Source organism: Candidatus Enterococcus testudinis (assembly GCF_002140915.1).
In the GTDB taxonomy this organism is placed as follows: domain Bacteria; phylum Bacillota; class Bacilli; order Lactobacillales; family Enterococcaceae; genus Enterococcus_D; species Enterococcus_D testudinis.
The window spans coordinates 2,222,588-2,234,279 of sequence record NZ_NGKU01000001.1 but is presented as its reverse complement, the minus strand read 5'-3'; the positions used below and the strand labels follow the sequence as shown (position 1 = coordinate 2,234,279).

At 43.5% G+C, this 11,692-nt stretch carries 11 protein-coding genes; 9 read left to right on the top strand and 2 right to left on the bottom strand.

What is annotated here, in order from left to right:
• Positions 1 to 80 precede the first annotated feature (80 nt).
• A complete protein-coding gene (locus A5886_RS10695; RefSeq protein ID WP_086275130.1) occupies positions 81 to 386 on the bottom strand; it encodes a DUF5960 family protein in 306 nt (101 codons plus the stop codon).
• Positions 387 to 838: 452 nt separating this feature from the next.
• Between A5886_RS10695 and A5886_RS10690 the strand changes: the two genes are divergently transcribed.
• The 9 genes from A5886_RS10690 (at position 839) to A5886_RS10650 (ending at position 10,709) form a co-directional block, all read left to right on the top strand.
• Positions 839 to 1,048 carry a type II toxin-antitoxin system RelE family toxin gene (locus tag A5886_RS10690; protein ID WP_086275129.1) on the top strand — a complete coding sequence of 70 codons (210 nt, stop codon included), beginning with the start codon at positions 839 to 841 and terminating at the stop codon, positions 1,046 to 1,048.
• Positions 1,049 to 1,515: 467 nt separating this feature from the next.
• On the top strand, positions 1,516 to 3,201 hold the full coding sequence (gene ilvD, locus A5886_RS10685) for a dihydroxy-acid dehydratase (RefSeq protein ID WP_086275128.1): 1,686 nt from the start codon (positions 1,516 to 1,518) through the stop codon (positions 3,199 to 3,201).
• A gap of 2 nt (positions 3,202 to 3,203) precedes the next feature.
• On the top strand, positions 3,204 to 4,904 hold the full coding sequence (ilvB, locus tag A5886_RS10680; protein ID WP_086275127.1) for a biosynthetic-type acetolactate synthase large subunit: 1,701 nt from the start codon (positions 3,204 to 3,206) through the stop codon (positions 4,902 to 4,904).
• Between the two features lie 2 nt (positions 4,905 to 4,906).
• On the top strand, positions 4,907 to 5,383 hold the full coding sequence (ilvN, locus tag A5886_RS10675; RefSeq protein WP_086275126.1) for an acetolactate synthase small subunit: 477 nt from the start codon (positions 4,907 to 4,909) through the stop codon (positions 5,381 to 5,383).
• Between the two features lie 48 nt (positions 5,384 to 5,431).
• On the top strand, positions 5,432 to 6,421 hold the full coding sequence (gene ilvC / locus A5886_RS10670) for a ketol-acid reductoisomerase (RefSeq protein ID WP_086275125.1): 990 nt from the start codon (positions 5,432 to 5,434) through the stop codon (positions 6,419 to 6,421).
• 12 nt (positions 6,422 to 6,433) lie between these two features.
• Entirely contained in the window at positions 6,434 to 7,684 is a 1,251-nt protein-coding gene (gene ilvA, locus A5886_RS10665) for a threonine ammonia-lyase IlvA (protein WP_086275124.1), read from the top strand.
• 148 nt (positions 7,685 to 7,832) lie between these two features.
• Positions 7,833 to 8,882 carry a hypothetical protein gene (locus tag A5886_RS10660; protein WP_086275123.1) on the top strand — a complete coding sequence of 350 codons (1,050 nt, stop codon included), beginning with the start codon at positions 7,833 to 7,835 and terminating at the stop codon, positions 8,880 to 8,882.
• On the top strand, positions 8,883 to 10,142 hold the full coding sequence (locus tag A5886_RS10655; RefSeq protein WP_086275122.1) for a tetratricopeptide repeat protein: 1,260 nt from the start codon (positions 8,883 to 8,885) through the stop codon (positions 10,140 to 10,142).
• A gap of 9 nt (positions 10,143 to 10,151) precedes the next feature.
• A complete protein-coding gene (locus A5886_RS10650; protein ID WP_086275121.1) occupies positions 10,152 to 10,709 on the top strand; it encodes a YpiB family protein in 558 nt (185 codons plus the stop codon).
• A 47-nt stretch (positions 10,710 to 10,756) separates the two neighbouring features.
• Here the strand turns inward: A5886_RS10650 and A5886_RS10645 are convergent, their stop codons facing one another.
• Entirely contained in the window at positions 10,757 to 11,662 is a 906-nt protein-coding gene (locus tag A5886_RS10645; RefSeq protein WP_086275120.1) for a YitT family protein, read from the bottom strand.
• Positions 11,663 to 11,692: the final 30 nt, after the last annotated feature.

The window sequence follows — 11,692 nt, the reverse complement described above, 5'->3', positions numbered from 1 at the left end:
CAAGAATACTATTCTAATTAACCTGAGAATTATCTTTTTCATTCTTAAAACACTTTATAGCCACTTCCTTAAGGGTGTGGTTATTTTATTTTTCCATCAGGAAAGTATTCTAACTCTGGATCGTACTTTCTCAAAACTTTCTTCGCCTGCGTTCTAAAGTGGTCAAATAGATATTCACTATCTTTTAGCATAAACACAGCATCAATTGGTTCACCTAGTGTCGTCCACTCTGCCGGAATGTTAAAATAAGGCTTGCCAGCAGATTCCATGGCTTTCACAAATTGATGATAGTGGAAATGTACAGGACTAGGGTGAGTGACTAACTCATAGTAGTATTTTTCAAATGCGTAAGAGCGTTGATGGCCCATTGGTATTTCTTTTGGCATGTGATCACTCCTTATAAGAATTATATGAACGTTAAATTGTTTTGTAAAGTTTTAAAATATAAGGGACAAAGGGGCAATAAAGGGGCAAAAACTTCTTACTAGTCCATACCAGTCAAATATTTTTAATAGAAAGAGATGCTAAGATTGCCTTGTTCGATGCGAAAAAGCACCAGTATATAGTAGTAGGAAAATGATTTAATTAAAAGACGCAGTGAAATAATTTCGTCTAAAAAACCCGTTGGGGCCCTAGGGCTCTAACGGTTTTTTTTATGCGCAAGGTTTCTGCTTGTCCATATGATCGCTTATTACGTCAAGGTATGCTACGGAACAAGCGTATGGATAGTTAAAATAAATGTAGTGATTAAAATAGGTGAAGTGAGATAATCTCTTTTTTGTCATATAAATGTGTTACGCTTTTCGTAAGACATAGTTATTACATACGAAGGGAGAATATGGCTACAATCACTTTTAGCGTTTCAGAGGAAGAAAAAAATCTTGTCGGTAGTGAGGATCCCTATCAACACGGAAAAGGGGTAACAGCAGATAAGCGTGGACTCTGGCGGTACAGGGTCGGAAATTATCGAATCTTGGCAGATATTTCTAAAAAAGAAATCACTATCTTGATTCTGAGAATCGGGCACAGGAAAGAAATCTGCAAATAATAGTCAGAAAATTCAAATTAATCGTTTTGTTTTCTTGTTATTATAAAATAACTTTCAAAAACAAACTCAGTGTTTATTCTAATCTAAATATTCCTTTTATTAAAGGATTTACATGATAAAATTGATGCTTCTTAAATGACATTTCTTGCGTAAAATAACTCTGCCAAAGTGTAATCATTGAAAAATAATTCTGAAAATTTGTTGACAAGCAATTTTTTAAGGGGTATATTGATAAACAATTACAAGAACAACATATATTTTTTTACAAGAAGGAGCCATTTTCCATGCGCAATTACAATCAATATTTATTAGTCATTATTATTGAGACCAGGACTTAGAACACGGAAGCAAAATTTATCCGTTTGTTTTAGTCCTATTTGCGTAAGTAAAATGGGATTCTGACAAAGCATCCCAGTTTTTATAACCGGGATGCTTTTTTTTATACAAAGTTGCAGGAGATGGTATAGGTGAGAAGTGATCAGATCAAAAAAGGAATCGATGCAGCACCAGCGAGAAGTTTGCTGTATGCTACAGGACAAGTAAAGAATATCCACGATATGAATAAGCCTTTCATAGCAATTTGCAACTCGTATATCGATATCGTACCGGGGCATGTCCACTTAAGGGAACTGGCGGATGTCGCCAAAGAAGCGATTCGGGAAGCCGGTGGTATTCCATTTGAATTCAATACGATTGGTGTCGATGATGGGATTGCAATGGGACACATTGGCATGCGCTATTCATTGCCTAGCCGCGAATTGATTGCTGATTCTGCGGAAACAGTGATCAATGCCCATTGGTTCGACGGGGTGTTCTATATTCCTAATTGCGACAAGATTACACCAGGAATGATTTTGGCTGCGATGCGTACCAATGTGCCGGCAATCTTTTGTTCCGGTGGTCCCATGAAAGCGGGCATCGATCCGAGAGGGCATCAAACGACATTGTCGTCGATGTTTGAAGCAGTCGGTGCTTACAAAGAGGGACAAATGTCGAAAGCTGATTTTGAGTTTATGGAACAAAACGCGTGTCCGACTTGTGGATCTTGTGCTGGCATGTTTACTGCCAATTCAATGAACTGCTTGTTGGAAGTCTTGGGATTGGCTTTACCCGGAAACGGCACGATTTTAGCCGTATCCCAAGAAAGAAGAGAATTGGTTCGTCAAGCAGCCTTTCATCTGATGGATCTGGTCAAACAACAAGTCAAGCCCCGTGACATCGTCACGAAAGAAGCCATCGACGATGCCTTTGCCTTAGACATGGCCATGGGAGGCTCTACCAATACTGTACTCCATACATTGGCTATTGCCAGTGAAGCAGAAATCGATTATGACTTAAAACGAGTCAATGAAATTGCCGAACGGGTACCGTACTTGTCCAAAATCGCACCTTCATCGGCGTACTCGATGCATGATGTTCATGAAGCTGGCGGGGTGTCCGCAATCATTCGTCAATTGGTCGATATCGAAGGAGCAATTCATCCAGATCGTATCACGGTCACAGGCAAGACATTGAGGGAAAATGTTGCAGATGCCGTCATCCATAATGAAGAGGTGATCCATCCGAAAGAAAATCCCTATAGTCCAGTAGGCGGCTTATCGATTCTGTACGGCAACATCGCTCCTGAAGGCAGTGTCATCAAAGTGGGGGGCGTTGATCCGAGTATCCAAGTCTTTAAAGGCAAAGCCATTTGTTTTGACACCCATGATGAAGCCGTGGCCGCTATCGACGATCATACAGTTCAAAAAGGACATGTAGTGGTGATTCGTTATGAAGGGCCCAAAGGCGGTCCAGGGATGCCAGAAATGCTGGCTCCTACATCAAGTATCGTTGGACGAGGATTGGGCAAAGATGTCGCACTGATCACAGACGGTCGTTTCTCTGGTGCCACACGAGGCATCGCAGTCGGACATATCTCACCAGAAGCCGCAGCAGGCGGACCGCTCGGTTTAGTTGAAGATGGGGATGAAATCGTGATCGACTTGGTACAAAGAACCATTCATTTAGCCGTATCCGATGAAGAAATGCAACAACGAGCGCTTGTCAGACCAAAATTTCGTTCCAAAGTCAAAACCGGCTGGTTGGCGCGTTATACAGCCCTTGTTACATCAGCAAATACCGGCGGCGTGATGCGCGTGCCAGAGGAGGAATAGCAATGGAAAATATCGAATATCAACCCAATCATTTGAGGACAGGTGCCAAAGTCTTAGTCGATAGTCTGCAAGACCAGGGCGTAGAAATGATCTTTGGCTACCCTGGCGGTGCCGTATTGCCACTATATGATCAGCTATATGATGCAGCTATTCCGAATATTTTGACACGTCATGAACAAGGCGCGATCCATGCAGCTGAGGGCTATGCGAAAGCAACAGGCAAGGTGGGGGTCGTCTTGGTGACAAGTGGTCCCGGTGCCACCAATGTCGTGACAGGGATCGCTGATGCTATGAGTGATTCCGTGCCATTAGTCGTGATCACAGGACAAGTTGCTACTGCCGGCATCGGCAAAGACGCATTTCAAGAAGCCGACATTCTGGGCATCACATTGCCGATCACAAAACACAACTATCAAGTACGTTGCGTCGATGACTTGCCTAAAGTGATCGCCGAAGCGTTCCATATTGCTGATACCGGACGCAAAGGACCTGTGGTGATCGATTTACCAAAAGACATTACTTTGCAAGAAACAGCAGCCCGTTACCCATTACCTGTGCAACGCAAAAGCTATCAACCTACCATTGATCCATCGATGCTGCAAATCGAGAAATTGATGCAGGTGCTTGGCAAAGCCAAACGACCGGTAGTATTAGCCGGAGCTGGCGTGATTGCAGCGGAAGCCGCCGCAGAACTGCAAAGTTTTATTGGCAAATATCAAATACCGACTGTCACTACGTTGTTAGGATTAGGATTACTGTCTGTCGCCCATCCTTTGTTTCTAGGTATGGGAGGCATGCATGGGACTTACGCGGCGAATATGGCTTTGTCAGAAGCCGACTTGATCATCAACATTGGTTCACGCTTTGATGATCGCTTGGCTACTGCGGGCAGTCAGTTTGGCAAACAAGCAATCGTGGCCCATATCGATATCGATCCTGTAGAAATCGGCAAAATCGTTGAAACAAAGATTCCTATCGTCGGCGATGCCAAAGCAGCACTGCTGCAAATGCTTCGTTACAAACCTCATGCCAATCAATGGGCAGAATGGGTTGCGACTTGTCAAAGTCGCAAAGCTGACAAACCGTATCGTTATGATCGCGGGCAAACTGAGGAAATCAAACCGCAAAGAGTGATTGAAGAAGTGGGGCGGATCACCAAAGGAGAAGCCTATGTCGTGACAGATGTGGGCCAACATCAGATGTGGGTCGCGCAATACTATCCATTCCAGTTTCCAAAGCAACTGATCACCAGTGGCGGATTAGGGACCATGGGCTATGGCATTCCTGCAGGCATCGGTGCTCAATTCGCCCATCCTGATAAAATGATCGTGGTTTTCGTAGGAGATGGCGGCTTTCAAATGACCAATCAGGAATTTGCCATTCTGAATGAGTATGGCTTGAATGTCAAATTCGTTTTGCTGAACAATCAATCGTTAGGTATGGTTCGTCAATGGCAAGAAACTTTTCACGGCGAGCGGCGTTCTGCTTCTGTGTTCAGTCAGCAACCCGATTTTATCAAATTGGCTGAAGCCTACGGCATATCCGGTACACGCATTACAACCAACGATACGCTTTCGGCAGATTTAGCAGCTGCGTTTGCACAAACAGGACCGCAGTTGATTGAAGTGATGGTGTCTACATCGGAGCATGTATTGCCGATGATCCCGCCAGGTAAAGCAAATCATGAAATGATGGGGGTTTGACCATGAAACGTATGTTGGCCGCAATCGTCCATAATGAAGCAGGTGTACTCAGCCGCATTACTAGCGTCTTGAACCGTCGGCAAGTCAATATTGAAAGTATTTCAGTCGGTGTCACCGAACAACCAGATTTTTCCCGTATGACGATTGTCGTCCATGTGGATCAATTGGCAGAAACAGAACAAGTCATCAAGCAATTGAACAAACAGATTGATGTCCTGAAGGTATCGGATATCACTGAAGAACCTCATATTGAACGGGAGTTGGTCTTGATCAAAGTCAATGCACCAACAACGACCCGTTCGGAGATCCAAGCCGTGATCGATCCATTTCGTGCGCATATCGTAGATGTGGCACTGAAAACCATCGTGGTTCAAGTGGCAGGCGATACGAAGAAAGTCGAAGCATGTATCGATGTGTTACGACCATACGGCATCAAACAGCTGGCACGAACGGGTGTGACTGGCTTTACAAGAGGTTAAATGCAAATTTATTGCTTTAATAAAGAAAGAATTCGGAGGGAAACAGCTATGGTAAAAGTATATTACAACGAGGAAGTCGCAGATAATCTAGGAGACAAAAAAATCGCAATCATCGGGTACGGATCACAAGGTCACGCCCATGCACAAAATTTACGTGATACCGGACATGAAGTGTTTATCGGAATCCGAGAAGGAAAATCAGCCGATGCGGCGAAAAATGATGGCTTTGCTGTTTACCCTGTTTCTGAAGCTGTTCAAAAAGCAGATGTGGTGATGATCTTAGCACCAGACGAAATCCAAGGGGATTTGTACAAAAATGAAATCGAACCGAATCTTTCTGCCGGCAACGCATTAGCCTTTGCCCATGGCTTCAATATCCACTTTGATGTCATCACACCACCAAAAGACGTCGATGTTTTCTTAGTTGCACCTAAAGGTCCAGGTCATCTAGTACGACGGACATTTACTGAAGGGTTTGCGGTACCAGCCTTATTCGCAGTTTATCAAGATGCCAGTGGTCAAGCCCAAGATACAGCTTTATCTTATGCCAAAGGAATCGGTGCAACCCGGGTCGGTGTATTGGAAACGACCTTCAAAGAAGAAACAGAGACCGATCTATTTGGTGAACAAGCGGTCTTATGCGGTGGCTTGACAAGTATGATCGAAGCCGGATTTGAAACGTTAGTAGAAGCTGGGTATCAACCAGAATTGGCCTACTTTGAAGTGTGTCATGAAATGAAACTGATCGTTGATTTGATTTACGAAGGAGGCTTCAAAAAAATGCGTCACTCTATCTCGAATACTGCTGAGTATGGGGATTATGTATCTGGCGCTCGTGTCATCACGGAGCAAGCCAAAGCCAACATGAAAGCTGTTTTGACCGATATCCAAAATGGTCAATTCGCGAAAGGATTTATCGCTGACAATCAAAATGGCTTCCCAGAATTCCACAAAATGCGGGAAGAAAATGGCAACCATCAAATTGAGAAAGTGGGCAGCGAATTAAGAAAAATGATGCCATTCGTTTCAAAAGACTAGAGGTGGAATAATTTGTTTGTTACTGTCAGTGATGTAGAAAAAGCCTATCAAGAATTGGCGCCAGTCGTCAGTCATACACCATTACAATATGATCGTTTTTTGTCTGAAAAATATCAAGCTACGATTCTTCTGAAGCGAGAGGACTTGCAAAAAGTCCGCTCTTTCAAGTTGCGAGGGGCCTATTACGCCATTGCTGCGAATCAGGAAAAGGTTGCCCGAGGAGTCGTCTGTGCCAGCGCTGGTAATCATGCGCAAGGGGTCGCCTATACCTGTCAAGAAAGGCAATTGTCGGCGGTGATTTATATGCCGACAACGACACCCCAGCAAAAAATCAACCAAGTAAAATTTTTTGGCGGTGCGTTTGTCAAAATCGAGTTGGTTGGAGATACTTTCGATGCGGCAGCTGAAGCAGCACAGCGTTTTGCTGCTGACAATCAAATGGCCTTCATTGCCCCTTTCGATGATCCAGCGATCATTGCAGGACAAGGAACGTTGGCTGTCGAATTATTGGCAGATGCAGCCCAGGAGCAGTATGAAATCGACATGGTCGTAGCAGCTATCGGTGGTGGCGGTTTGATCAGCGGCACCGCTGCCTATTTGAAGGGGAAGCAACCCAACATACAAATAATTGGCGCTGAACCGGTGGGTGCAGCTTCCATGCAAGCTGCTTTTGATGCAGGGGCACCGGTGGCATTACCAACAATCGAAAAGTTCGTCGATGGAGCGGCAGTCAAAAAAGTAGGCAATCTCACATATCAGCATGCCAGACAATACGTCGATCAATTGGTGGCAGTTGAAGAAGGGGCAATTTGCCAAACAATCCTTGAATTGTATACAAAGCAAGCCATCGTTGCTGAACCAGCTGGTGCACTCAGCGTAGCTGCCCTTGAGTTGATCAAAGAGCAGATCAAAGGGAAAACCGTTGTTTGTATCATTAGCGGTGGCAACAATGATAGTGCCAGAATGGCTGAGATTGAAGAGAAATCATTGATTTATCAAGGGTTGAAGCATTATTTTATTGTCAATTTCCCACAGCGTCCTGGCGCCCTCAAAGAATTTGTCAGCCATGTATTGGGACCAGATGACGATATCACACGCTTTGAATATACCAAAAAAATCAATCGCGGGACAGGCCCGGTCATGCTGGGCATCTTGTTGAAGCGCAAGTCCGATCTGGACGCATTATTGACGCGGATCGCCGCATTTGATGCGCAATATATCAATCTGCAGAACAACCAATCTTTATATTCACTGCTTGTCTAAAGCATCAATCCAAAGTGTCTTATACTGTTTATCAGATATAAGGCACTTTTTGCGTACACTTGAATGAGCGCCATCGGCTTGTTTGCGATTTAGTAGGTGATTAAGCGCCTTCTTGGTATAATAGGTACAAAAGAAAGGAGGCCAATCAATGGAGTTTCTATTTACGCGTGATCAACAAGAAACAGCGATTTTATATGGAGAAACATTGGCCTCTGTTTTACGGGCACAGGAGATAGCTGCGGAGCAAGTGATCATTTTTACCAATCAACGCTATTATGATCGTTTTTATGAAAAGCTGACCCGTTTATTTTTGCCCAAAACGGTCAGCTGGTATATCTGTACCAACCAAGTATATTGCAATAATTTTACTGAATTCACGCGGGGAATGGATTTCTTGGGAAACTTCCCAAAACAAAGTCAACTATTGATCGTCGGCTTTGGCAATGAAGGCATCATGGCATTGAGCAGTTTTATTCATGCAACAGCTATTTTGAATACCCAGTTGTGGTTGATCCCTGTTTCATTGCGGGGGCTAGCCAAAAGTGTCAAAGACCAGGCAATCGTGGTCAGAAAACCAGATATTCCGATGTTAGGAAATCCCAATACGCCAAGATATGTCATCTATGATCAGACGATTGCTGATAAACAGCAAGAGGGCAAAATCGTTGATTTTTTACTCTTGATCCGTTGTGGCGTAGTCGGCGATGCCGACTTTATAAAGGAGCTGTATCGTCGTTATCCAAATCGTTCGGTGATGATGAAACAATCATTTGCAGCCTATACCGACAAAGTCATTCAGCTTTATCAGCAGCAAGGGAATCAGTTAGAAGAATTTGGGCAGTTGTTTACAGACGCTTTTTATACAACTGACAATGGTCATTTGTTATCTGATACGATGAAAATGTTTTATGGTTTTTTGTTTCATTTTATTTGGACGGTGCAACAGCAACAACTAACTGTCGATCTTGATCAGTTTGGGCAATGGCTTTACCATTTGGGGTACCCTGTCGCATTACCGGAAAGTTTTTCGATCAGCGACTATTTGGCCAATGTATTGGACTTGCAGAAAAAAGAAAAAAACCTGTTATTTTTGTCAAAAGTTGGTACAATAGGGGGCAGAGTCGCTGTCAATGAAGAAGACTTAGTCAAGACACTGATGTCTTATGAGCAATTAATCAAGCAGATTAGAGGGAATTAAATGGATACATATAGCGAAAAAATGTTAAAAGCTTTGGCTGCTGAAGACTTAGCGGAAGCACAATTGAATTTTACGGAAGCTTTGCAAAAAGACGATGACGAAACCTTAGATGCGCTAGGTGGAGAACTACTTGAGATCGGCTTTTTAGAAGAGGCAAAAACATTGTACCAAACGTTACAACAAAGATACCCTGATAATGAGTCGCTATTATTGCCATTGGCAGAAATCGCCATGGAAAATGATGATATCGAAACGGCCTTTACTTATCTGGATCAAATCCCGGCAACTAGTGAGGCCTATGTGCAATCATTGCTGTTGAGTGCGGATCTTTATCAAATGATTGGTATCCCCGAAGTCAGTGAAGCCAAGCTGAAAGAAGCCCAAGCTTTGCTGCCTGACGAACCGCTGATTCGTTTCGCTTTGGCGGAGTTGGCCATGACAACCGATCGCTATCAAGAAGCTGTGGATCTTTATCAAGGTCTGTTGGCGCAAGACATCAATGATGTATCAGGTATTTCGGTTGTAGAACGGATGGGCACTTCATTAAGTATGGCGGGACGTTTTGAAGAAGCGGTGGATTATTTTGAAGCGAGTTTGGCGGAAAATCAAACTGATGAACGATTGTTCCAAACGGCATTGGTCTATCTGCAGTTGAAAGAAAATGAACAGGCGATTCGTTATTTGCAGCAATTGCGGGTGATGAATCCTCAGTACCGTGCCGTCTATCTTTATTTGGCAGAAGCATTGCAAGAAGAAGAGCAGCTGGAAGAAGCGCAACGGGTGATTGAAGAGGGGATCAATGAAGATCCTTATCAAGTTGATTTCTATCACTTTGCCTCTGAAAATGCCTATCGACTGCACGATAGCGATGCTGCCGAAGGGTACTTGTTAAAAGCGTTGGAAACAGGCGAAAAGGAAGATGAGACCCTTTTGACCCTCAGCAATCTATATTTGAATGAAGAACGTTGGCAAGAAGCTGTGTTGGCCATTGAAAAAATGGAAGACAATGAACAGCCACATGCACTGTGGAATTTGGCGCAAGCGTATAACGCAATGGAAGATTTTGATTTGGCTGCCAAGTACTACGAAGAAGCCAATGAAGCATTGCATCACGAACCAGCCTTTATGAAGGAATACGGACTCTTCTTAAGAGAAGAAGGACGTTTGCATGAAGCAAAACATATATTGCAGCATTATTTGGCACACGAACCCAGTGATTTAGAAGTCCAATCCATATTGGAGGACCTTCTGGAAAGATAGGTGAGGGAAATGAACATCAATGTACAAGAAAAGAAAAAGTTTCTGAATTGGCTTGTTTCGACCGTGTCCTTTAGCCGTCGCGAAGTATCTTGGGTCTTGAACTATTTAGCAAATCATGAGGCAATCTTGAACAATGTTCATTTTGTTGAAGGGGCTGCATTGACGGATCGCGGATTGAGTGTCCGCAGTACGGAGATTGGCGGTGAGCCGTTTGTTCTGACGATTGCCGGTCAGACATTTTTTGATATCGATCAGATTTTTCACGAGATCCGAATGAATTGGAAGAAGCCATTATATTTAGAATGTCTATTTCCTGATGCATGGACCCATACTTTTTATCTTGCTGTTTTAGAAGACAATCCGCATGATCGCTGGAATGACCACCTGGATCAAGAAATGACCGAAAATGTTCAACGTTTCCTTTCAGAAGAAGAAATGCAGACCAAGATCGATACCTTGTATCGGCAAATTGATATGGCACTTGAAGATGGCGATCGGGATGCTTTCCTGGCATTATCTGACGAAGTAAATCGCTTTTTGCTGCAGCAAAAAGAAGGTAGTCATTGATAGTAAAAAAAGAGTGAAGAATCATCGATTTGATTCTTCACTCTTTTTTATTTAACTTTTGGTGCAGCAGTTTTCCGTTGTAAAAATCGGGATTTTGGCCGCAAATAAGTAAATCCTTCACCTTCGACTTCATGGACATTGATCACAGATACGAATGCTTGTGCATCAAAATCATGGACGATTCGTTTGACTTCGGAGATTTCTCGTCCGCTGACGACCATGTAGATGATGTGTTTGTCTACACGAGAGTATGCGCCTTCGCCGTGTAAAAAGGTCACGCCACGTTCCAGTTCATCCATTAATACGGGTGCCATTTCCTCGGTATGGTTGCTGATGACCAAGATGCCTTTAGCTGAATAACCACCATCTAGAATCGAATCGATCACACGAGAAAAGACATAAGAGAAAATCAAAGTATACATCATGCGCTTCAAATCAATGTAAGATAAAGAAAGCAGCAGAACGAATACGTCGAAAATGAGTAGCGAGCGTCCTATCGTGATACCAAAGTTTTTTTCTAAAATCCGTGCCAAGACATCGACACCGCCAGTGGTTCCGCCAACCTTGTATACGATCCCGCTGCCGATACCGGCCACTAATCCGGCAAGCAAGGCGACAATCAGTAGATCATGTTCCAAATCGATGACCAAGGGAATCGTTTGCCAAAAGGCCAACCAAAAGGACAAGCCAAAGGTTCCTAAGATTGTATAGATCAGTGAGCGTCGACCTAAAATCTTGCCGCCAATCAAGATGATAGGGATATTTAATATCAGTGTACTAATGGCTGGATTAATCCCCCATAAGGCCCGCATGATCAAGGTGATCCCGGTCACACCACCTTCAGCTAAGTCGTTTGGGATATTCAAGAATACAAGTCCAAAGGCATAAATACTGGTGCCTACTAAAATCAAGACAATATCACGAACAGTTCGCCACGAAAATAAAGTACGCATATTGTAACCCTCCGTTTTTTATAAATTCAC

Bases quoted from the DNA above. Each gene is read 5' to 3' on its own strand.
- A5886_RS10650 (WP_086275121.1), top strand. From the start codon at position 10,152: ATGAACATCAATGTACAAGAAAAGAAAAAGTTTCTGAATTGGCTTGTT.
- ilvC (WP_086275125.1), top strand. From the start codon at position 5,432: ATGGTAAAAGTATATTACAACGAGGAAGTCGCAGATAATCTAGGAGAC.
- A5886_RS10655 (WP_086275122.1), top strand. From the start codon at position 8,883: ATGGATACATATAGCGAAAAAATGTTAAAAGCTTTGGCTGCTGAAGAC.
- A5886_RS10660 (WP_086275123.1), top strand. From the start codon at position 7,833: ATGGAGTTTCTATTTACGCGTGATCAACAAGAAACAGCGATTTTATAT.
- A5886_RS10645 (WP_086275120.1), bottom strand. From the start codon at position 11,662: ATGCGTACTTTATTTTCGTGGCGAACTGTTCGTGATATTGTCTTGATT.
- ilvN (WP_086275126.1), top strand. From the start codon at position 4,907: ATGAAACGTATGTTGGCCGCAATCGTCCATAATGAAGCAGGTGTACTC.
- A5886_RS10695 (WP_086275130.1), bottom strand. From the start codon at position 386: ATGCCAAAAGAAATACCAATGGGCCATCAACGCTCTTACGCATTTGAA.
- ilvB (WP_086275127.1), top strand. From the start codon at position 3,204: ATGGAAAATATCGAATATCAACCCAATCATTTGAGGACAGGTGCCAAA.
- A5886_RS10690 (WP_086275129.1), top strand. From the start codon at position 839: ATGGCTACAATCACTTTTAGCGTTTCAGAGGAAGAAAAAAATCTTGTC.